General features: G+C 54.8%; 20 protein-coding genes and 3 tRNA genes. 5 read left to right on the top strand and 18 right to left on the bottom strand.

Translation table 11 applies throughout. The annotated features are described in order from the left end of the window. Nucleotides 1-2 precede the first annotated feature (2 nt). A complete protein-coding gene (locus tag FHR99_RS02755; RefSeq protein WP_183409019.1) occupies nucleotides 3-482 on the top strand; it encodes a YbhB/YbcL family Raf kinase inhibitor-like protein in 480 nt (159 codons plus the stop codon). A 28-nt stretch (nucleotides 483-510) separates the two neighbouring features. Here the strand turns inward: FHR99_RS02755 and FHR99_RS02750 are convergent, their stop codons facing one another. Further along, nucleotides 511-1,719, bottom strand: coding sequence for a GGDEF domain-containing protein (locus FHR99_RS02750; RefSeq protein ID WP_183409018.1), 1,209 nt, complete (start codon nucleotides 1,717-1,719; stop codon nucleotides 511-513). Between the two features lie 302 nt (nucleotides 1,720-2,021). Then, nucleotides 2,022-2,109, bottom strand: a tRNA-Leu gene (locus tag FHR99_RS02745). A 331-nt stretch (nucleotides 2,110-2,440) separates the two neighbouring features. Between FHR99_RS02745 and FHR99_RS02740 the strand changes: the two genes are divergently transcribed. Next, a complete protein-coding gene (locus FHR99_RS02740; RefSeq protein WP_183409017.1) occupies nucleotides 2,441-4,525 on the top strand; it encodes a diguanylate cyclase domain-containing protein in 2,085 nt (694 codons plus the stop codon). Nucleotides 4,526-4,534: 9 nt separating this feature from the next. On the opposite strand, the gene FHR99_RS02735 is transcribed toward FHR99_RS02740, so the two are convergent. From FHR99_RS02735 to FHR99_RS02675, 13 genes are all read right to left on the bottom strand, one after another. Next, nucleotides 4,535-4,608 (bottom strand) — tRNA-Cys (locus FHR99_RS02735). Nucleotides 4,609-4,801: 193 nt separating this feature from the next. Next, a tRNA-Gly gene (locus FHR99_RS02730) sits at nucleotides 4,802-4,877 on the bottom strand. A 140-nt stretch (nucleotides 4,878-5,017) separates the two neighbouring features. Next, nucleotides 5,018-5,575 carry a CDP-diacylglycerol--glycerol-3-phosphate 3-phosphatidyltransferase gene (gene pgsA, locus FHR99_RS02725; protein ID WP_183409016.1) on the bottom strand — a complete coding sequence of 186 codons (558 nt, stop codon included), beginning with the start codon at nucleotides 5,573-5,575 and terminating at the stop codon, nucleotides 5,018-5,020. Nucleotides 5,576-5,627: 52 nt separating this feature from the next. After that, nucleotides 5,628-7,454, bottom strand: coding sequence for an excinuclease ABC subunit UvrC (gene uvrC, locus FHR99_RS02720; RefSeq protein WP_183409015.1), 1,827 nt, complete (start codon nucleotides 7,452-7,454; stop codon nucleotides 5,628-5,630). A 13-nt stretch (nucleotides 7,455-7,467) separates the two neighbouring features. Further along, the gene (locus FHR99_RS02715; RefSeq protein WP_183409014.1) at nucleotides 7,468-8,112 is read right to left on the bottom strand and encodes a response regulator; all 645 of its coding nucleotides are present in this window, start codon (nucleotides 8,110-8,112) and stop codon (nucleotides 7,468-7,470) included. A 58-nt stretch (nucleotides 8,113-8,170) separates the two neighbouring features. Continuing rightward, nucleotides 8,171-8,788 (bottom strand): alpha-ketoglutarate-dependent dioxygenase AlkB family protein, encoded by a 618-nt coding sequence (locus FHR99_RS02710; protein ID WP_183409013.1) that lies wholly within the window; start codon nucleotides 8,786-8,788, stop codon nucleotides 8,171-8,173. 53 nt (nucleotides 8,789-8,841) lie between these two features. Further along, complete coding sequence (gene murB / locus FHR99_RS02705) at nucleotides 8,842-9,843, bottom strand: UDP-N-acetylmuramate dehydrogenase (RefSeq protein ID WP_343067347.1); 1,002 nt, start codon at nucleotides 9,841-9,843, stop codon at nucleotides 8,842-8,844. Beyond that, nucleotides 9,840-10,313: an arsenate reductase/protein-tyrosine-phosphatase family protein gene (locus tag FHR99_RS02700; protein ID WP_183409012.1), complete on the bottom strand. Its 474-nt coding sequence runs from the start codon at nucleotides 10,311-10,313 to the stop codon at nucleotides 9,840-9,842. The genes murB and FHR99_RS02700 overlap by 4 nt, the downstream gene beginning before the upstream one ends. Nucleotide 10,314: 1 nt before the next feature. Beyond that, the gene (kdsB, locus tag FHR99_RS02695; protein WP_183409011.1) at nucleotides 10,315-11,082 is read right to left on the bottom strand and encodes a 3-deoxy-manno-octulosonate cytidylyltransferase; all 768 of its coding nucleotides are present in this window, start codon (nucleotides 11,080-11,082) and stop codon (nucleotides 10,315-10,317) included. Beyond that, the gene (lpxK, locus tag FHR99_RS02690; protein WP_246386446.1) at nucleotides 11,079-12,059 is read right to left on the bottom strand and encodes a tetraacyldisaccharide 4'-kinase; all 981 of its coding nucleotides are present in this window, start codon (nucleotides 12,057-12,059) and stop codon (nucleotides 11,079-11,081) included. Before lpxK ends, kdsB begins: the two co-directional genes overlap by 4 nt. A gap of 44 nt (nucleotides 12,060-12,103) precedes the next feature. Then, nucleotides 12,104-12,523 (bottom strand): biopolymer transporter ExbD, encoded by a 420-nt coding sequence (locus FHR99_RS02685; RefSeq protein WP_183409009.1) that lies wholly within the window; start codon nucleotides 12,521-12,523, stop codon nucleotides 12,104-12,106. After that, nucleotides 12,520-13,143 carry a MotA/TolQ/ExbB proton channel family protein gene (locus tag FHR99_RS02680; RefSeq protein ID WP_183409008.1) on the bottom strand — a complete coding sequence of 208 codons (624 nt, stop codon included), beginning with the start codon at nucleotides 13,141-13,143 and terminating at the stop codon, nucleotides 12,520-12,522. Before FHR99_RS02680 ends, FHR99_RS02685 begins: the two co-directional genes overlap by 4 nt. A 62-nt stretch (nucleotides 13,144-13,205) precedes the next feature. After that, nucleotides 13,206-15,383 (bottom strand): DNA internalization-related competence protein ComEC/Rec2, encoded by a 2,178-nt coding sequence (locus FHR99_RS02675; RefSeq protein ID WP_246386445.1) that lies wholly within the window; start codon nucleotides 15,381-15,383, stop codon nucleotides 13,206-13,208. Nucleotides 15,384-15,571: 188 nt separating this feature from the next. Here FHR99_RS02675 and FHR99_RS02670 point away from each other — a divergent pair, with 188 nt between their 5' ends. Next, nucleotides 15,572-16,096 carry a DUF2062 domain-containing protein gene (locus FHR99_RS02670; protein ID WP_246386444.1) on the top strand — a complete coding sequence of 175 codons (525 nt, stop codon included), beginning with the start codon at nucleotides 15,572-15,574 and terminating at the stop codon, nucleotides 16,094-16,096. On the opposite strand, the gene FHR99_RS02665 is transcribed toward FHR99_RS02670, so the two are convergent. The 3 genes from FHR99_RS02665 to FHR99_RS02655 are packed head-to-tail and all read right to left on the bottom strand — an operon-like array spanning nucleotide 16,093 to nucleotide 19,258. Further along, nucleotides 16,093-17,313, bottom strand: coding sequence for a lipoprotein-releasing ABC transporter permease subunit (locus tag FHR99_RS02665; RefSeq protein WP_183409005.1), 1,221 nt, complete (start codon nucleotides 17,311-17,313; stop codon nucleotides 16,093-16,095). The genes FHR99_RS02670 and FHR99_RS02665 overlap by 4 nt on opposite strands. After that, the gene (locus FHR99_RS02660; protein ID WP_183409004.1) at nucleotides 17,314-18,027 is read right to left on the bottom strand and encodes an ABC transporter ATP-binding protein; all 714 of its coding nucleotides are present in this window, start codon (nucleotides 18,025-18,027) and stop codon (nucleotides 17,314-17,316) included. Beyond that, on the bottom strand, nucleotides 18,020-19,258 hold the full coding sequence (locus tag FHR99_RS02655) for a lipoprotein-releasing ABC transporter permease subunit (RefSeq protein ID WP_183409003.1): 1,239 nt from the start codon (nucleotides 19,256-19,258) through the stop codon (nucleotides 18,020-18,022). The genes FHR99_RS02660 and FHR99_RS02655 overlap by 8 nt, the downstream gene beginning before the upstream one ends. A 122-nt stretch (nucleotides 19,259-19,380) precedes the next feature. Here FHR99_RS02655 and FHR99_RS02650 point away from each other — a divergent pair, with 122 nt between their 5' ends. Both FHR99_RS02650 and FHR99_RS02645 read left to right on the top strand, forming a co-directional pair. After that, a complete protein-coding gene (locus FHR99_RS02650; RefSeq protein WP_183409002.1) occupies nucleotides 19,381-20,484 on the top strand; it encodes a 3-deoxy-7-phosphoheptulonate synthase in 1,104 nt (367 codons plus the stop codon). After that, on the top strand, nucleotides 20,481-21,356 hold the full coding sequence (locus tag FHR99_RS02645; RefSeq protein WP_183409001.1) for a hypothetical protein: 876 nt from the start codon (nucleotides 20,481-20,483) through the stop codon (nucleotides 21,354-21,356). The genes FHR99_RS02650 and FHR99_RS02645 overlap by 4 nt, the downstream gene beginning before the upstream one ends. The last annotated feature ends 2 nt before the right edge of the window (nucleotides 21,357-21,358 follow it).

The raw sequence follows: 21,358 nt of genomic DNA, 5'->3' as shown, positions 1-21,358 counted from the left end.
CTATGGGATTTGCACTTTCCGAAATGCGATTGACGAGCTCCGCCTTTACAGAAGGCGGTGCGATCCCCAGTAAACACACTGGCGAAGGCGAAGATATCTCTCCTGCGCTGAGCTGGACTAACGCACCAGAGGGAACCAAAAGCTTTGCTGTGATCTGCCACGATCCCGATGCACCACTTGTTTCTCCAGGTGGCACCTATGGTTACGTGCATTGGGTTCTGTATAACCTCCCGGCAGATTGCAGTGAGCTATCGGAAGGCTCGGACAGAGGTACGGCAGGCAAAAATGACTTTGGGAATAACAATTATGGCGGACCGATGCCGCCGCCGGGGCATGGCCTGCACCGATACTACTTTTGGGTACTGGCACTTAACAGTGATGAGCAACTTCCCGAAGGTCTAACCCTGTGGGAGCTTTTGGAAAAAATAGAAGCTAACGTGATTGGTATGAATCGCTTGGTGGGAACCTACCAGCGCGCCTAATAGCTTACGCAAGTCTTAGAGAGCTGAATCACCCTTGGGTGTCAGCTCTTTTTTTTTCTGGAGCGCTCTCTGAATCTTTGTACGCCACTTTTCTGGCATCATTGATCTCATCTATGGATGCGAGCGAGGCCGGCTCCACAATAGCTCCTGCCAAGGCGATCTGATTACTGCCACGGCGTTTGGCCATATACATCGCCTGATCAGCTTTTCGAAGAAGATTATCGATATCAGACGCGTCTTCAGGTGCAATCGCAATACCAATACTCGCACCAAAGTCAATTTCCACGCCGCGAAATTCAATCGGTAACAGCACAGCCTTGCGGATTTTCCGAGCAACGGAAACTGCGACGTCCGGAACGTCAATCTTGCGCAGTAACACGGCAAATTCGTCGCCACCCAGGCGCGCTATAACATCTTCGCCACGCAGCGTGCGGCGAATACGCTTTACCAGCTCTATGAGCACCTCATCACCGGCCTCATGACCATAGTCATCATTAATCGCCTTAAAACGATCAAGATCGAGATACAGTAACGCCAGACGACCGCCATCACGCGGACGCTGACGCAGTTCCATATTCAGTATTTCTTTTAACAAGTTTGGCCGAATTGCACCCGTCAGATCATCGTAGTGTGCTGCAGCCTTCAGTGCTTCACGCGACTCGAGCAGCTCCTCTGTCATACCAATCATGGCCGACGAAATACGATGCACCAGAACAAGGGTTACGACGACACCACCGATAAGGTAGTTAGCCCAGGCTGAGAAACTGAAAACATAATCGCGGGGATTAAACTGCGGCTCGATAATCTCGAGCACGAATCCAAGCCCCACCAGAGCGACCACGGCGCACACAAGGCCACTTGCGATTCGCCCGGCTTTCGGGGAGATCACAATACCGCTAAACAAAGCGCAGACAATCAACCAGAACGGCGCCGCCCCAAGCATCCCATATTGAACAAGGCCAGTGACTCCGGCGATCGCCAAAAGGCTGATGATGAAAAGACTGCGGGCGAACAAACTGATTTCAGCGCGGAGCATCCAGCTGATCAGCATGAGAATCGTAAAGGTAATAGCTCCAGCCTGCTCTAGCAGGTTAGCTGCAGAAGGATCACGAGCCAGAATAAACGGCAAGCCGGCGGCGCTGACAATCGCCACCACGGCGTGTACACCGTCTACAGTTCGCTGCTTGACTTCGAAAGCATCGTCAACCACCGATTTCTGGTTCTCGAATCCAGACATGGTTGTGTATTACTCAGTCTTCCTTAAATGAGTCATCATAATCCACCCTGTACAATTTTTGACTAAGTTGTGACCATCGGGTTTGGCAAAAATTACTTAGAGGAATCATCTGATGCCCAATGGCCCGGGCACCAGTGCTTATAGTAAGCGCCGAAGGCGATTCTAACCAATCTATTTTGCCGCGATATTCCCAAAATCGGCATTTATCGGGGGCTTAAGAACAGTACTATAACGCCAATAAGCGACCAATCCGCCTCAATTTGGGCCTTTTTGTGTCGTAGCAATGGTGTTTTCAAGAGGTTTGGTGCCCGGGGCCGGAATCGAACCGGCACGCCAGCAATAGGCGGGAGATTTTAAGTCTCCTGTGTCTACCAATTCCACCACCCGGGCCTGAAGATCTGCGCCGTTACTGACGCCAGATTAAGCAAGAGCTCAACCTGAGGGATTACGCTGAAAACGATCGATCTTTATCCAATAAATTCAATCGCTTAAGTTGAAGTAGCGCAGTGGAGGCGGAGAATACTAGCTTACTGCGCACGCTTTTACAATCGAAGTGTGATGCTGGCAAAAACTCATGGTCTTTCGCGTTGCAATGATTTCCGGAAAGAATCGATTTTAAGGACTATGCTGTAGTTTTATGGAATAAACGCCTCAGCGCTCTGATTCGCAGTTGTAAACCTTGCGGTATCTCTACGGAACATCGCGCAACACGTGGAAAACTATGAACTTTTGGCGATTCAACCTTGAAGACTCTTCACTCGGAAATCAGGTTCTGGGCACCTACGACCCGATACTCGTAGCGATCTCGGTTGCAATAGCTGCGCTTGCCGGTATCACCGTACTCGCGCTTGCCGACAGAATCACCGCATCGCCCGACCGCTCAACTAAAGCCTGGTGGCACGTAGGCGGAGCTGTCGCACTAGCGTGCGGTATATGGTCAATGCACTTTACCGGGATGCTGGCCTTCGAGCTGCCCGGCCATCCGGCCATGAATTACGATGCCGGTCTTACTCTGATATCGGTTTTCCCCGCTTTTCTCGCCAGCATGGCCGCCCTCCACTTTATTACCAAGAGCGAACTAAAGGGTTTCCACCGGCAAATGGCCGCGCTATTACTCGCCGCCGGCATAGGCACGATGCACTACACCGGGATGGAAGCGATGCTCATGCCCGGACTACGCTACGACTTTGCTCTGTTTGTGCTTTCTATCGTTGTCGCCCATCTGCTCGCGCTAATAGCACTAACCACGCGTATAAAGCTTCGCGCCACAAAAAGCATGCCTGAAAATGCAGTGAACCTGATTGCGGGCGTGGTGATTGGCGGGTCGATTGCCGGAATGCACTACACGGCAATGGCCTCAAGCAAGTTCTTTCTGACAACCAATACCCACGTGCCGAGCTCACAGTTCTCCGACAATACTCTGGCGCTGGGCATTTGTATTTTTGCAGCCGTTACTTTGGGGCTCAGTATTTTGGCCACCTGGATCGACCGGCAAGTGGGCTTTCAGAGGCTGCTGCATCTGGAGCGAATGGCGCACACCGATGCATTAACCGGTCTTCCCAATCGCGTGCTTTATGACAACCAGTTACAAACTGCGCTCGAACAAAATAAACGCTCTCAAGATGGCTATTTCGCGCTACTTTATTTCGACCTTAATAAGTTCAAACCGATAAACGATACCTATGGGCACGCAGCCGGGGATCTGTTGCTGCGTGAATTCGCGGTGCGCTTGAAAAAAAGCTTGAGAGAAACGGATCTTCCGGCGCGGCTTGGCGGTGACGAGTTTGCAGCCATCGTTCGCGACTTCGGCACGCGCAGCGACCTCGTGCTCCTGATCGAGCGTATTCAAGCTGCCATGAAAAAGCCCGTAGTACTGGGGCGCATAAGTCTCTCCATTGAGGTTAGCATTGGTGTCAGTCGTTACCCCCATAACGGGGATACGCCTCAACAGCTGATCCAAGCCGCTGATGACGCAATGTACCAAGCCAAATCCTCACAGCAGCCTTACTGCTTTGCTACGAAACCTCATTTATCGGCTGTCAAGAACCCTATCAACAACGGCGCCGATCTTAACAACATATCGATACGCTATCTGCCCAGTTTCGACCTAAAATCCGGCAACCTGGTCGGCGCAACTTGTCTGCCGGTAAGTTTGGATAGCCAAGGCAATGTTGACGATGCGACCGCGCCAAATCTTCCGGCCGACGCTCTAATTGACAAGATTGGTGAAACCTTAGTGGAGGATACCGCGTATTGGAGAAACGAGGGGGCCCGGGTTCCGCCAGTAGCAATCCCACTTACCCGAGAGCAGTTAGAAGCGCTGGAGCCAGCAGATATTAGCGCCTTTTGTGAGAAAACAGGCATATCGCCCGACAACCTTGCACTGGAAATACCCGCCAGCGTTTTCGCTATACAGCAAGAGTCAACCAAGAAGTCACTGCAACAGCTAGAAAAGACCGGCACACGTAGAATCATTAGTTATGTAGACAACTCCTCATCTCTACAATCTCTGTCTGATGCACGTGCAAATTGCGTAAAGCTTTCACCGGATTTTGTTAAGCAAGCTCTGGCGTCTGAGCACGCAAAGACCCTGCTGAAAACCATTGTAATCTTGGGAAGAGAATTTAATTTCGAGGTCAGCTGCGCTGGCGTCAGTAATGAACTCGAAATGCAGGCGTTACGCGAAGTCGGTTGTAGCAGCGCTCAGGGTGATTTCTTGCACGCACCCACATCCAGAGAGTCCATTGCAGAGCTCGTAAAAAAAGCGTCTGGGCAAGTATCTGTGATAGGTGGAGCGCAGGAATAAAAGGGGAAATGGAGGCGCGGGTCGGAATCGAACCGGCGTACACGGAGTTGCAGTCCGCTGCATAACCACTCTGCCACCGCGCCTTCAAGTCGATTTTGTTCTACACCGAGAAGTGTACGCCGGTTCGATAACCGGCTCTTTCTTTGGCCGTTGGCGCTGGAGTTGCAGTCCGCTGCATAACCACTCTGCCAACATGCCTCTATCGATTTTTTCTACACGTTCCAGAAAACCAGAGCGTGTACGCCGGTTCGATAACCGGTCTCTCCAAAGAGAGTTTGGAGCGGGAAACCGGGTTCGAACCGGCGACCTCAACCTTGGCAAGGTTGCGCTCTACCAACTGAGCTATTCCCGCAACATCGGCCTCGCCATAAGCCACTAAGGGGCCTGTTTGGCGAAGGCGGTTATTCTATGCTGTGACAGCGAGGAGTCAAGACAAGAAACTGCAATTGATTGAAATTTAAGGCTGGATTGCTCAAATAGCCATCAACTCCATCAGTCTTGAGAACGGGTAAGGTCTGGCCAGGCCGCTCGCAGGTAGATCACCATCGACCACAGGGTCAGCAAGGCAGCAACATAGAGCGCCACCATATTGGCCATGTAGAGAATGTTGTCACGGCTTTCCTGAAATAACAGCAGACCAATAATGGCGATTATCTGGGCCGTCGTTTTCAATTTACCGATAAACGAAACCGCTACGCTGGTGCGCTTGCCCAGCTCCGCCATCCATTCCCGCAACGCTGAAATCACGATTTCACGACCGATAATGACAACCGCCGGCAAGGTAAACCACCAGGCATCGTATACCTCAATCAGCAACGCCAATGCGATAGCGACCATCAATTTGTCCGCTACCGGGTCCAGAAAAGCTCCCAATGGCGTCATCTGACCAAGCTTGCGCGCGAAATAGCCGTCCAGCCAATCGGTGATTCCGGCCACCGAGAACACGAGTGCGGTATAAAAAGCCCGGTTATCCAGGGGCATATAAAACAGAATGACAAACACAGGAATTAGAAAAATCCTGAATAGTGTCAATAAGTTAGGAATATTCATTAGGACCCCTGAATCAAAGTGCGCCCATTTTAGGCGGGATTCGATCTTAGTGCTACTCGCTGCGTAGGCTTTCGTAAATATCTTGCGCCAGTTTACGGCTGATACCAGGCACCCGGCTCAGATCCTCAACACTCGCGGCGACAATGCCCTGCAGGCCGCCAAATTGCCGCAACAGCGCTTTCCGTCGCTGCGCACCAACTCCGGGGATGCTGTCGAGCGTTGATTGACGACGCTTTTTGTCCCGCCGGTTTTTGTGGGCGGTGATGGCAAACCGGTGAGACTCATCGCGCACATGCTGAATCAGATGCAGCGCGGGGCTGTTGGGCGGCAACCGGAGTTCTTTTCCGTTGTCACCGCGAATCAAGACCTCCATGCCGGCCCGTCGTTCGACGCCTTTGGCGACCCCCACCACTAGAAATTCGGGCAAAGACAGCTCCGCGAGGGTTTCTTTCGCGGCGTTCAATTGCCCCTTGCCTCCGTCGATCAAGAGAATATCGGGCACGGGATACTCCCCGGCGGCCACTCGCTTGTAGCGACGCTGTAACGCCTGCGCCATAGCCGCGTAATCATCGCCGCCAGTAATACCCTCGATATTAAACTGGCGATAATCGGATTTCAGTGGTCCATTGCCGTCAAAGACCACGCAGGACGCCACTGTCAGTTCCCCACCACTGTGGCTAATATCAAAGCATTCCAGGCGTTGTGGCAACTCATCCAGCTCTAGCGCTTCTTGCAAGGCTTCGTAGCGCTCCTGAAAATTGGCTTGCGTTGCCAGTCGATTCCCCAGATTCTGCTCCGCTGCAGTTTCGGCTAGGCTCAGCCACTTGGCTCGCCCCGCTCGAACTCGATGAGAAATGACCAGTTTCTGACCACGCGCCTCGCGCAAAGCGGCGACCAAGGTGTCGGGTTCAGGCAATTCCCGATTCACAATCAGTTCGCCCGGCAGATCGCGAATACCATTCAAATAGTACTGGGCAATAAAGGCCTCCAGCACCTCTGCTTCCGACTCTTCCAGATGCAGTTTGGGATAATAACTGCGACTACCGAGAATTCGCCCGGCCCGCACATAGAGCAGCTGAACACAGGCCTGACCGGCGCGAATAATGGCGGCCACGATATCGAGGTCGCCGCCCTCGCCTTCAATCCACTGGCTGGCTTGTACTTTCTGCAAGTGAGCAATCTGGTCGCGGTAAGTCGCGGCTTCTTCGAATGCCAGTTGCTCTGATGCCTGTTCCATCTTGTCACCCAGCTCGGCGATAAGGCTGGCATTTTTGCCTTCCAGAAACATCATGGTGTGACGGACATCGTCGGCGTAATCCTCGGCGCTGATACGATTCACACAGGGACCAGTGCAGCGATTAATCTGATACTGCAGACAGGGGCGACTCCGATTGGCAAAGTAGCTGTCTTCACATTGCCTGACCTTAAAGACTTTCTGCAGCAGGTTCAGACTCTCACGTACGGATGAGGCGTTCGGATAAGGGCCAAAATAACGTCCCTGTTTCGATTTGGCGCCGCGGTGAACGGTAATTCGCGGGTAATTGTGCTGGGTGGAGAGATAAATATAGGGGTAGGACTTATCGTCCCGCAGCAGAATATTGTAGGGCGGTTTGTACTGCTTGATCAGGTTCTGTTCGAGAAGCAGCGCCTCGCCTTCTGTCGCAGTAACCGTGACGTCAATGTGGGCGATGCGCTCCACCAAAGCCATGGTCTTGGCGGCCAGGCCGGAGGCACGGAAGTAGCTGGCCAGCCTGTTTCGCAGGTTCTTTGCCTTGCCAACATAGAGAATCTCATTGGCGACGTCCTGCATCACGTAAACCCCGGCCTTGCGGGTAACGTGCTTTAGAAAGGTTTCGTGATCGAAGGAAGTACTACTCATGTGCCGCGACAGTTCAGGGTGTCGCGGGCAACTCTACCACACCGTGTCGCAATGCCAACCAGGCCAGCTCGACATCACTGTTGATATTCAGCTTTTCGAAAATACGATAGCGGTAGGTATTCACCGTTTTAGTGCTGATATTCAGCAGCCTCGAAATATTCGCAACCTTTTCGCAGTTGACCAGCATCAAGGAGATTTCCAGCTCGCGGCGCGAGAGGCTATCAAACGGCGATTCCTTTGCGCCGAGGCTGCGCAGCGCGATATTGCCAGCCACTTCAGGGCTGATGTAGCACCCACCGGAAACCACGGTTTTAATGGCTTTAATAATCTCATCAAAGCTCGACCCTTTGGTGACATAACCACTGGCGCCGGCCTTGAGAAATTGCGAGGGGAAGGGTTCGTCTGCGTATACACTGAGCCCGATAACCCGGGTCGATGGGCAGGTCTGGACGATGCGGCGGGTAGCGCCCAAGCCGCCAATTCCCGGCATGCGGTGATCCATCAGCACAACGGCAGGGTTGAGTTCGCGGCTACGGGCAATGGCTTCTTCGCCGGTGCGGGCAGTCGCAACAATACGGTAACCCGGTTCGGCCTCCAGCATTTTTTCTATGCCAAAGCGAACAAGATCGTGGTCGTCAGCTAACAGAATACTGACCATGGTTGGGACTCCTGCCTGGCCCGAGCATCCCTTCAGTGGTGTCCGTCCCTGGTATTTTTTAGTGTTCGGGGGAGTTCACACGGCGGAATGTCAGATTAATACGCCCTTCCCTGACTCGCCGCGCTGCGGGTACCGCATGTAACCAATCGTGCTGAAAGCGCCCGGCCATGACCGGTAGACTGCCACCTTCCAGCATCACTTCACGCTTTACCTTTGGATCATTGCGCCGTTTCATCACAAAGCGGCGTGGCGCCCCGAGGCTGATTGAAGCAATGGTCGGCTCAGGGCCTAAGACGGCTTCATCATCGGCGTGATAGCCCATGGTATCGCCCCCATCGCGATACCAGTTCAATAGCACCGTATTAAAACGTGTCCCGAGCAAGCTGTCGATACGGGTTTTCAGCATCTGTAAACTAGCGGGCCAGCCCTCAGCGCGATGGGTGAGCCCGGAGTAACGGTATTCAACCCCGGAATCCCCGTAAAAGGCATTCAAACGTGGAACTTTATGCCGTTTACCAAACAGAAAGACCGCTGGCTGCGACCATTGACACTCGTCACAAAGTTGCTGATACAGTGCCTGCTGGTCTGTCACATAGTGTTGATTTAGCCCCACGCGGCTGGCGCCGAACTCCAGCCAGTCCAGCGTCTCTCGGTCTATCGGGTCAAAAAGATCCAAAAAGCCTCCTGAATCTGGCGTATCAGCCCGTTCGACTATACGTGGTAAAACGATCAGTACACTCTCGGTTCGATTTCCAGAGTAACACCGAATCGATCTTGGACGGATGACTGAATATCGGCGGCAAAGCCGAGAATCCGCTCTCCGGAGCAACGGCCCGGGTTGATCAGCACCAGCGCCTGTTCGCGATACATACCAACGCCGTTGTGCTCGACACCTCGCCAGCCCGCCTGTTCGACCAGCCAGCCGGCGGCCAGTTTACAGGCGTCGCCGTGAGGCCATAGCGGCATTTCCGGGTGAGACTGTTGCAGTTCATCCGCTTGAGCCCGTGAGATGATCGGGTTTTTAAAGAAGCTGCCGGCATTGGGCAGATCGGCTGGCGACGGCAGTTTACGGCCTCGCACTTTTCGAACCGCAGCCGCCACTTCCTGCGGGCTGGCATCAGCAGAAACTTCAACGGCCAGCGCCGGATACGACAAATTCACCGCAGACTGCCGGTGCAAGGCCAATTCCACCTCGGTAATCACAAACCGGTCGCGCAAACCCTGTTTAAAAATACTGTCCCGGTAGGACAATTCGCACTCTGCTGCACTGAGGCGGCGCTCAGAGTCATTCGCCAGATCGACGCCGACCACGGCATGCAACACGCTGCTGAGCTCTACCCCATAGGCACCAATGTTCTGAATCGGCGCAGCACCCACGCTACCGGGTATCGCGCTGAGATTCTCAAGCCCATACCAACCCTGCTCCAGACTATAGCGAACAAAGGCATCCCAGTTTTCTCCAGCGGCGACTGACACCAGCACGGTTTCCCCATCGTCGCTCAGGACACGGACGCCCCGGAGATTCAGCGCGATGACCACACCGTCGTAATCTCTCGACAGCACGATATTCGAGCCACCGCCTAGAATTAGCTGAGGGAGCTCATGTTGACGGGCAAAGGCCAAACCGTCCCGAAGCTCACTGAGTGTCGTTGCGGTAATAAAATGACGAGCGTTTGCCGGCACTGCCAGCGTGTTTCTCATCTGAAGGGAGACGTTGGACTCAGGGCTCACGCCCCACGCTCCTGCAAGGTTTTAAGCAGTCCATTGGCGGCATCCTCGACCAGATCCAGCACATGTGTGAAGCCTTCATCGCCACCATAGTAAGGGTCGGGAACTTCTCTCTCGGTAAAGTGGCTCGCGTAGTCGAGAAACAATTCAACTCTGGCCCCATGAGAGGCCGGCGCCAGCGCCTGAATGTCACTGAGATTGGCCTCATCCATCGCCAGAATATAGTCAAAGTTCTGGAAGTCCTCGGTGCAAAACTGCCTCGCTCTGAGGTGTGACATATCAAAACCACGTTTTGCAGCAGCCTCAGTGGCTCGCGGGTCCGGCGGTCGACCGATATGCCAGTCGCCAGTGCCAGCGGAATCCACGCTGACCCTGTCGCTGAGGCCGGCGTCTTTCACTCGCTGCTCGAAGATCGCGTGGGCGGTAGGAGAACGGCAGATATTGCCCAGACAGACAAAAAGAACGCGTACCACCTCAGTTGCCCTCCCCTGCCAGCACGCGACGAACGGTCTCCAGATCCGCCTGGGTATCTACACCCGCAGGAATGCTGGCTACGGCTTCGGCCACGTGAATGCGCGCGCCCTGTTCGAGCGCACGCAGTTGTTCGAGTTTTTCGATGGTTTCCAGTTGACCGGGTGGCCAGCTTACAAAATCATTCAGCAAGCTCACGCGGTAAGCATAGATGCCAATATGTCGAAAATATGGCAATGAGGTCGGCAAAACCTCTGGCTCGGCAGCAAATTCATCCCGCGCCCAGGGTATGCAGGCACGACTGAAATACAATGCAAAACCGTTAGCGGCGAGCGCGACCTTGACGACATTGGGGTTGCGCAGGGCAGCAAGGGAGTCGAGCGGCTCGGCCAATGTCGCCATTTCTGCGCGGTCGTTGGCCACCAAATTCTCTGCCACTTGATCAATTACTACGGGCGGGATCAGTGGTTCATCACCTTGCACATTCACTACAACCGCATCGTCAGCCAAGCCGAGTTGGGCCGCCACTTCCTGAAGACGATCCGTTCCGGACTGGTGGTCCTCGCGGGTCATGCAGACTTCTGCACCAAAGCCTTCACAGGCAGCCTGCACGCGCTGATCATCCGTGGCGACGATGACGCGGTCAGCATTACTTTGACAGGCTCTATCCCAGACATGCTGAATCATGGGCTTACCCTGTATATCCAGCAGGGGCTTGCCCGGCAGACGCGTTGACGCATAGCGCGCGGGAATTATGACGGTAAAACTCATCCCTTATCCTCAGACAGTTTCTTCAGCTTGCGCTCGAGGCTCGTGTAAAAACTCGCTGGCAGGGCCGCCTGCACGGGCAGTGACCACATAGCGTCGCTGGCAAAAGGTGCACATTTTACCGCGTCTTTCTCTGTCATCACGAGGGGCAGTTCCCCTTCAAAACGCAAATCCCGCTCGGTATAGGCGTAGTGATCGGGAAATACATGGGGAATCGGGGTCAGGCCGAGTTCGACCAATGTGGTAAAAAAACGCTTCGGATTACCGATACCAGCGACCGCGTGAACACGCCCGCCACCTTGTTGATCAATCTGCTCTACAATCAGGTCGCCCGCGGCCAGGGTCTTCCCGGTTTTAAGATTCTTCAGTTTGCCGGGTTCGAGGCGCATTTCACAGTGACTGCGCGTCAGTGAAAGTGTGCTGTCTCCGTTCACCACAATCAAATCGACTTCGTCTAGCCGGTTCTCTGGCTCGCGCAGCGGCCCAACCGGTAGGCAATGGCCATTGCCGAAACCGCGAACACCATCTATCACAGCGATTTCGATATCCCGATGCAACCGGTAGTGCTGAAGGCCATCGTCGCTGACCACAATATCGCAATCAAATTGTGCTTGTAGCGCCCGGACATCCGCCACCCGATCCGGACCAACGACAACCGGACAGCCGGTTGAGCGGGCGATCAGCAGGGGCTCATCCCCAACCAGCTCAGCACTCGCATTCGCTTTGACAACATAGGGATACGTCGGCGCCTGCCCGCCGTAACCCCGGCTGATAACGCCGGGCTTGTAACCCTGCGACTGTAGCCAGCGCACCAAGGCAATGACCAAGGGGGTTTTGCCGGTGCCGCCAACGGCAACATTGCCAACCACGATAACCGGGAGAGGCAGCGGCTCGGCGGATTGCTGCAAGCGCTTTCGGCGATAGCGGGTAACAACGCGATAAAAACATTCCAGCGGCCACAGCAGCCACAGCGCGCGCAAACGCCGTCTATACCAGGCTCTTTCTAAGCGCTGCGCAAAGCTCATTATTCCGGCTTGGGTTCACGGGTTGTAAGACTGAGCGAGGTAAAACCCAACTGACCGGCAGCATCCATCGCTCTGATCACAGATTGATGCGGTGCCTTCGCGTCGGCGGTAATGACCACAGGCTGGGTGGTATCGCCGTCGGAGACTTCCGCTATCGCGGCTTTCAAACCTTTCAGATTCGGCGTTACAACCGTCAGCTTATTGACCATGTATTGGCCCTGGGCATCGACGATAACCTCAAGGGGCACCATTTCCTGCGGCGCCGGGTCACCACTGGCCTCGGGCAGCTCCAGCGTCAGCCGGCTTTCCTTGGTAAAGGTTGTGGACACCATAAAAAAGATCAGCAGCAGGAATACCACATCAATCAGCGGCGTCAGATTGACCGAAACCTCTTCCAGTTTCTGCCGTTTGAAATTCACGACTTACCGCCCTTTGGGTTCACTAGGTGCATGTGGTTTACCAGCTTGATGGTCTCCTGCTCCAGCTCGACCACAATCGAATCGATACGGCGGATATAGTAGCGGTGCATCATCAGCGCTGGAATGGCGACACTCAAACCGGATGCGGTGGTAATCAGCGCTTCGGAGATACCACCCGCCAGAACCCCGGCATTACCGGTTCCTTGCAGCATGATTTCGGAAAAGACCCGAATCATACCGATTACCGTGCCCAGCAGACCTAACAGCGGCGTAATGGCTGCGATGGTCCCCAATGCATTCAGGTATTTTTCAAGGCGGTGTATCACGTGCGACGCGGCATCTTCGATACTTTCCTTCATAATATCCCGGCCATAACGGGCATTCGATAAACCCGCCGCCAGAATTTCCCCCAGCGCGGAGGAGCGATGCAGGCGGCGCAGCTTCTCGGCATCCAGCTGATTGTTTTTCAGCCAGTCGGAGACTTGAGGGAAGGTGTTGGGTGGCGCAATCTTTTTCGGGTCGAGTTCAATCCAGCGCTCTATACAAATGGCCAGCGCGGCCGCGGAACAGAGCAGTATCGGCAGCATCAACCAGCCGCCAGCCTTAACCAGTTCAAACACAGGAATACCTCTTATTCTGATCTGCCTGCATTATACGTACTTCGCGGCTTGAAGCGACACACTCACTGCCAGTAAAAACGGCGCTGTTCGCGGTGCCGTGTGACACCCTCCACACCACGGGGCGATAGCAGGATGCTGATTGCCCCGGACGCGGCGGTCGAGGCGACGCCGCTACCCGCATTTTTATACCGTTCGACGACCTCCGGAGCCGGATGACCAAACTGGTGTTTATACCCTGCAGAGAAAACCACCAAATGGGGCTGCAGTAGCCCAATAAATGAGCTCGACGACGAGGTTTTGCTGCCATGGTGCGGCGCAATCAGGACCGAAAGCGGAGGATTAACAGCACGTGCTAAATCAGCCTGCAAACGTTGTTCGACAGAACGATCAATATCGCCGGGCAATAGAATAGACGCACTTCCCGACTGAATTAATAGAACGCAGGAACGGTTATTCGAGGAAGATTCCAATCGGGCCTGCCTTGGATGCAGCCACTGAAACCTCACGCGATCCCACTGCCAACTTTCACCCGCCCGACACGGCTCACTGTCAGAGAGTAATTCGCCAGAAAGGAGCTTCACGTCCGGGTACGCCTGAACCACTTTTGAATACGCACCCGCGTGGTCATTATCGTTGTGGCTGACTATCAGTTTATCCAGCCGACTGATACGCTCGTGAGCAAGGAAGGGTAGCACCACTGCATCGGCCAGATCGAAACTGTCGGAATAACGGGCCCCCACATCATAAACCAGAGAATGACTGCGGGTTCTGATCACAACCGAGAGCCCCTGCCCGACATCCAGTACATCGACTTTCAAGCTCCCCCTGTCGAGTTCAGGACTTTGCACGGCAAGCATTAACGCGCCAGCTAATGGCGTCAGAAACAGTATAAAGAGATAGCGCGCCGGCAATACGTTTGGAGCCAGCAGCAGAGCGAATGCCAAGCATATGCCTGACCAGGCGTGCGTGTCAGGCGTGTACTGCCAGGCCGGCAATCGCGGCACCAGCCACTCGACCTTAGTCATTACCGCGTGCAAGCCGATATTGGCTAACCACCACAGGCCCTCAGCCAAGGCAGGTTGGACGCCTTCAAGGCAGAGCGCGACTAAGGTCAGAGGAATCAGCACCACACTGAAAATCGGTACGGCAATCAGGTTAACAGGCAAGCTGAGGGGCGAAAGCAGACTGAAAAAAGCCAGACTCAGCGGCGCCAGCCCAAGTAACAGCGACCACTGAGCCCTGAATAGACTCAGCCAGCTTTTCGTGCGGTCAAACACCGCTAGTAATACCGCAACCGCGCCGAATGACAGCCAGAAACCGGGCGTCAGGCTGGCCATCGGTTGCAAGAGAAGGACAAGAAGTAGCGCCAGCGACATTACCTGCCAGCGATTGACGCCGCGCCCCAGAAAAAGCGCCAACAATCCCGCGCTAACCATGATCAACGCCCGCTGAGTGGGTAGGCTGAAGCCCGCTAGCCAGGCATAGCCTGTCGCCGCGCCCAAACCACATGCCATAGCCAACCAAGAGCGCCCATAGATTTGGGACAACAAGCGACCCAACAGCAGCCCCATCCCTGCCGCAATCCCGATATGCAAGCCGGAAATCGCCACCAGATGAGAGAGACCAGACTCCCTGAGTATTTCCCAGTCGCCCTCACTCAGGCGATCTCGATCACCAACCGCCAGCGCCAGCAGCAAGGGATGGCGCCCATAGGGCTGCAGACGCTCCCTTAGATACTCAACTACGCGAGCGCGAGGGGCTGAGCCCTCCGCGACCAGCGTACCTGAGCGAACATAGCCGGAAGCGTGCAGACCTGAGCTCACCAACCAGCGAGCGTAGTCAAATGAACCCGGGTTGGCATAACTGCGAGGGCGCTTGAGTCGCACCTGAAGGTTCCAAGCCTGACCTTCGCGCAGTAGTGCGTTTGTCCTGAAGCTTAAACGTACCCGTTTCACGACACAGCCCGTTTCACTGCAATGGTCGACACGAAAATCAAAACGCCAGGTGCCACCTCGATGCGGACGGTACTGGGGTAAGCCCTCAATCGTCCCGCGTAGGGAAAGATCTTGCCCTTCCAGCGGCTCGGGAAGCAGATCACGCAATAAAAGGTTTCCGTGGACGGTCCCGATGATGAGACCAACAAAGAGGCAAACCACACAAACACTCAAATGACGCCAGCGACTGCGCAGAAAAAACCAACAGAGCAAACAGACCGTAAAGGCTGTAAGCAAGACAGCCATAGAAGGCAGCGCTGGCAACCAGGCGACACAGCCAACGCCAACTGCAGTGGATATCGTCCTTGATACCATGGTGGTGAAGCATTCCCTTAGCAGGCATAATGGCAGCCTGCTGGCGGTGTTAATCCCCCGCCCTACTCTTGCAGCAGGCCTGTTACGTCATTATGCCCCGCAAAATTTTCAAAAGGTACATGCCACACCCGGATGCTATTAAAGAGCATCCGTCGGTGCGCTGGTTGGGACCGATGATCCATGAACCCAACCTTTGGCACCTGAATCGTCGTTCGGTGACCCTCGCCTTCTTTATCGGTGTGTTTGTGGCGTTTATGCCGCTTCCGGGCCAGATGGTGATTGCTGCGCTGGCGGCCATCCTGTTCAGCGCTAATCTCCCCCTATCTGCCTGCCTGGTCTGGATAACCAATCCGGTTACCATGCCCGCGTTTTTTTATATTGCCTACAAACTCGGTGCCATTCTGCTGGATATGCCGCCAACCGGCTTCTACTTTGAACTCAGCTGGGAATGGTTTCAAACCGGCTTGCTGACGAAATGGCGCCCCCTCTTGCTGGGATGCACGTTGATGGGACTGTTTTTTGGTCTGTTATCAGCGGTTACCGTGCACATTCTCTGGCGAATTCACACCATTCGCCGATGGCGCAAGCGCAAGCGCGACCGCGCCGATAGAAAGCTGCGAGCCGCCCGCAAGAAAACAACCTAACGGTAGCTCAATACGGCAGCCGGTTGTACGCTCGCCGCCCGCCACGCCGGATACAGCGTCGCCAGCAGACAGATCAGATACGACACGCCACACACCATCAGCCAGTCTTCCATGCGTAAATCCGAGGGTAAATACGTTATCGGGTAAACATCACCCTGCAGAAACTGGATACCTGCTGCGCGTTCAATCCAGGCCACAATGTCGGTAATCGCCCAAGCACCGAGTGCCCCCAGCACACCACCGGCCAGCACACCGATCAAACCGATCACGGCGCCGTAAAGCAGAAACGTTTTAATGATCTGCCCCGGTGTCGCCCCCTGACTTCGAAGAATGGCGATATCACTTTCTTTTTCATGGACGACCATAACCAGCGTCGACACGATATTGAAAACCGCGACCGCGACCACCGCCAGCAGCATCACCACAACCAGATTGCGTGACATTTGAATCGCGTGGTACAGATTGCCTAGCTGGCTGGTCCAATCTGAATATTGATAATGGAAACCAAGCTGATTACGCAGCTCCCAGGCGATGGTTCGCGCGCTGAAGACATCTTCCACAGAAACCCGCAGCCCAATCACAGGATCCACACCGGTAGCGCGAGCGGCATATAAATCCATGAGCACCAGACGCTGATCGATCTCCGTCCCTGAATCCAGCACATCGACCACTTCCAGGCGGTTAAAGCTGACATTGGACGATTGCTGGGCCGATGCCGGTGTCACCAGATTCAGGCTGTCACCCACCGCAACGCCCAAGAGCTTTGCTAAACCGGCACCGATAATCACGGGGGCAACTTGCTCACTGGTTTGCGAAAGACGCGGCAAATCCACAAAGCGCCCAAGGCCTGATACCCGGTCTTCCACTGCAGCGTCCACACCATAAACGAGGGCGGGCTCCATACTGCGACCGCGCGACAGCATGGCAGGAAATTCTATAAAAGGCGCGACTGCTGCGACACCGGGCTGTTGACGGGCGGTCTGCGCCATCGCATCCCAGTTTTCTTCCGCAGACCACGGCTTCACGGTTACGTGAGGCACCAACGACAAAATTCGCTCGCGCATTTCACGGTCGAAGCCATTCATGACAGACAGCACCACAACCAACAGTGCAACGCCAAGCACTAGCCCGGCCGTGGACAGACGCGACAAAAAAGCCAGTAGATGATCCGCTTTACGATCCAGGCTGTAACGCAGTCCGATAAAACCCCACACCACTCAGCTCTCCCGTGCCAATTGGCCGTGAGCTATGCGATACACCTGCCCAAACCGCGACGCCATCTCCATATCGTGGGTCACGATTACAAAGCTGGTTTGGCAATCCGCATTCAGTCGCAACAGCAACTCTTGAACGGCAGCCGCGTTTTCCGCATCAAGATTACCGGTTGGCTCGTCCATTAATACGCAACCGGGCTCGCCCACAAGAGCTCGGGCAATAGCCACCCGTTGACGTTCACCCCCGGACAGCGCCGAGGGACGGTGTTTGACTCGCTGTGACAGGCCCACCTGATTCAATAGATCTGCTGCCTTGTCCAGCGCATCGCGCTTTCTAACGCCGCGTATTAGCAGTGGCATGGCCGCATTTTCCAGTGCACTGAATTCTGGCAGCAAATGATGAAACTGATAAACAAAACCCAAGGCCTGATTGCGCAGCAAGGATCGCTTGGCCTCGGAAAGCCGGTTGATATTCTCGCCCATAACCGAAACGGTGCCAGCCGTTGGCACATCCAGACCGCCGAGCAATTGCAACAAGGTGGTTTTGCCGGAGCCCGACTGCCCCACAATCGAGAGCAATTCTCCCTTCGCAACGACCAAATCCACACCGGACAGCACGTCGACGGTTTCCGGGCCCTGGGTAAAGGATTTGCTCAGTCCCTGACAGGCCAATACGGTCATTAGTTGATCCTTGATCGGTGTTTGTACATCAGTCATAACGCAAAGCCTCAGCAGGCTCGATCCGGGCTGATTGCCAGGCCGGATACAGGGTCGCCAGCACGCTCAAGGCGAGCGCGACACTGACAATGAGGGCAAAATCCAGCCACCGGAAAACCGATGGTATTGCACTGATAAAGTACACATCGGGATTGAAGACTTTCATGCCAAGGCTCGATTCCAGAAAAGCGATTAACTCTGATACATTCATCGCGACCGGCACACCAATCAAGGCTCCGAGCGCTATACCCAAAACGGCTGTCAGAAGACCGTAGACCAGAAAAATTCTGACTATCGTTGTCGGCGTTGCACCCATGGTACGCAGAACAGCAATCGCCGGACGGCGCTGGGATACCGCCATGGTCAAAATCGAAATAATATTGAAGGCCGCAATCACCACAATAAAAAACAGCAGCAGACGTACCATCCTCTTTTCCATCTTGACCGCCTGAAACAGACTGCCTTGAGTCTGAGCCCAGGATTGGGTTTCAACACCCGCCGGTAACAGGTTTGCGAGTTTTGCCAGCTCTTCGGGCGCCGCAAACAGATCGTCAAACTCGACTCGCAGTCCATTAACCGCGTTGCCAAGGCGCAGCAGTCGCTGACCGACCTTCAGGTGAACGAATGCTGTATTGCCGTCAACATCGGCACCAGCGCTAAAAATGCCAGCAACTTCCAGCGTTTTTTCCTGTGGAAACAAGCCCAAGGGCGTGACCGTAACCGTGGGTAAAACCAGCGTAACCCTGTCACCGACGGTAAGTTGCAAACGCCGCGCAAGAATATCGCCAAGCAGGATTTCAAAGCGGGGTTTATCGAGGTAATTGCCATCTACCATTTGCTGCTCGATATCCGACACCGAGCCTTCGGTTGCGGGGTCGATACCGTAGAGTTGAATGCCGCGCAGACGATCTCCGCGCACCAGCATGGCCGCGGTACCTGTGTAGGGCGACACCCCTCTTACGCTCGACTGTTCAGAAACGGTTTTCATAAGCGCCGACCAGTCTTCAAGACGGCGATCGGGGCCGTCGACAAAGCCATGTGGCACCAGCGACAGCACGCGGTTGCGCAGCTCGGCTTCAAAGCCGTTCATCACCGACATCACTACAATCAGCGAGGTGATCCCGACCGCCATACCCAGCAGTGAAATCCAGGTCACCACCGACAAAAAGCGGTCGCGGCGACGGCTGAAAAAGTAGCGAAAACCGATTCTGATAGGATAAGACCAGGCCATTGGCGAGTCGTCGTGAGTTTGGCTTATAGTAAGGATTGTTGTGCCGAGCACGTTTGTCATCATACGCGAACTTGCCGGGCAGCAGAACCAGCGCCCATACCCACAGTCTGCGGAGTGTCACAATGCTGCTGATTTTACATCCGGATATCGATCACCAGTCTGAAGAGTATCAGGCCACCCTGCGCCACCTCCAAGCACTCAAGGGCGTGTCCGTCAAAGAACACGTGGTACAGGGCCAGCAACAAAAGCTGACCGAGATCTACCTGCTCGGCGAAACAAAATCGCTCGATACCGCTGACATGGAAGCCTTGCCGGCGGTTGAGCGAGTCATCCGTATTTCCGAGGAGTACCGTATTCTCGGGCGGCACCACGACGATCGACGAGTCAGTGGTTTTGACTATCAGGGCCTGCGTTTTGATCAAGACTCGCTACACGTCTTTGCCGGCTTATGCGCGGTAGACACTCCCGAGCATGTGGAAATCATGATGAAAGCCGTCGCAGCCCACGGCCAGCGCTGCACGCGCATGGGCGCCTACAAGCCGCGCACCAATCCCTATGCCTTTCAAGGTCACGGCAAGGGTTGCCTGCCCTACGTGTTTGAGCTGGCGGGCAAACACAATATCGCCACTATCGCGATGGAAGTAACTCATGAATCCCATATCGAAGAAATCGATACCTGTCTGGAAAAATGCGGCCGCCCCACCGGGGTCATACTGCAAATCGGCACCCGCAACACCCAGAACTTTGAGCTGCTCAAAGCGATTGGACGGCAGCAGCGCTACCCGGCACTGCTAAAGCGTGGTTTCGGCATCACACTGAATGAATCACTGAATGCGGCTGAATATCTCGCCAGCGAAGGCAATACCCAGGTGATTTTCTGTCTGCGCGGTATGAAGAGCGACTACGGGGCACCGCACCGCAATATGGTCGATTTCTCCCATGTACCGGTAGTGAAACGACTCACGCGGATGCCGGTGTGCATTGATCCGTCTCACTCCGTGGGCACCCGCGACCACGGCCCTGACAAAGTCATGGATATTGCCCATGCGACCGCGCAGGGCATTATCGCTGGCGCCAATATGGTGCTGGTGGACTTTCACCCGGAGCCGACCAAGGCACTGGTCGATGGGCCACAGGCCCTTTTGCTGGATGAGCTTCCCCGGTATCTGGATGACGTTGCGCTGTGCCGTGAAACCTACGAAAAACGACGGAAGCTGTGGCAGTGATTCGTTGGTTTTTCTGTCTTGCGCTGTCAGTCACGCCGCTGGCGTTTGCGGAAAAGATCAGCATCGGCGATACCCGGTCGATCGATCTCGAGCGGGTATTTCTTCAATTGGAAGCCGCCTCTGGCAATACAAAACGGCGCGAAATTTCCAGCCTTGATGCGCCGGTGGACCCCGCAGTCTTTACCCGCCTCAAACGTACAAAGAGCAACGGCCGCGAGAGCTACAGCAACGCCACACTGATAGCCGCTAACCACTGTTACTGGATCGCGTCTACCGCTGGTCACAGCGTGCTCGACCACCGCTTCAGCCGGCTTACCAATCGCGGGGATATCGCGGTTCAGGTTCCCGGCGGCGACTGGTTGAACCCGGTAGAAATTATTGCCAGCCCGGATCTGGAATGGAGCAGTGATGAAATTGATGACTGGGCCTTATTAGTTCTGCGCGCTCGGCGCTGTGAATTTGATGACAGCCAGCACTTTCCGGATATTCTGCCCCACCTGCCGACGAGACCACTAGAAAGCAGTGAGCTGGCCGACTGTCGGAATCAGGTGCAGTTTATGTGCTACCACTTCGATCAGGGCAAAGAGACCGGACAACGAATGCTGGAAGATAACTGCCAGCTGCTCAGCATTGAACGCGAACAGGGCCGCACCGGCTACGCCAGCTGCAAGGTAGATTACGGTGTTTCCGGCTGTTCACCAGTTTGCGTGCTGGGTGAAGTGTGGATCAATCTTGGCGTGTTTTCGAAGGGTTTGATGCGCCATCGTTCCGACAGCTATCCGCAACCGGTCGCGGGCTTTCGGATCATGGACGGGGAAATCATGACCGCTCTTGAGGGATTGAAACAGAAGTACGGGATCAGCCGGCACTGACC

The sequence above is a fragment of the Litorivivens lipolytica genome (assembly GCF_014191715.1).
GTDB lineage: Bacteria > Pseudomonadota > Gammaproteobacteria > Pseudomonadales > Spongiibacteraceae > Litorivivens > Litorivivens lipolytica.
This window is presented reverse-complemented; position numbering and strand designations above follow the sequence as displayed.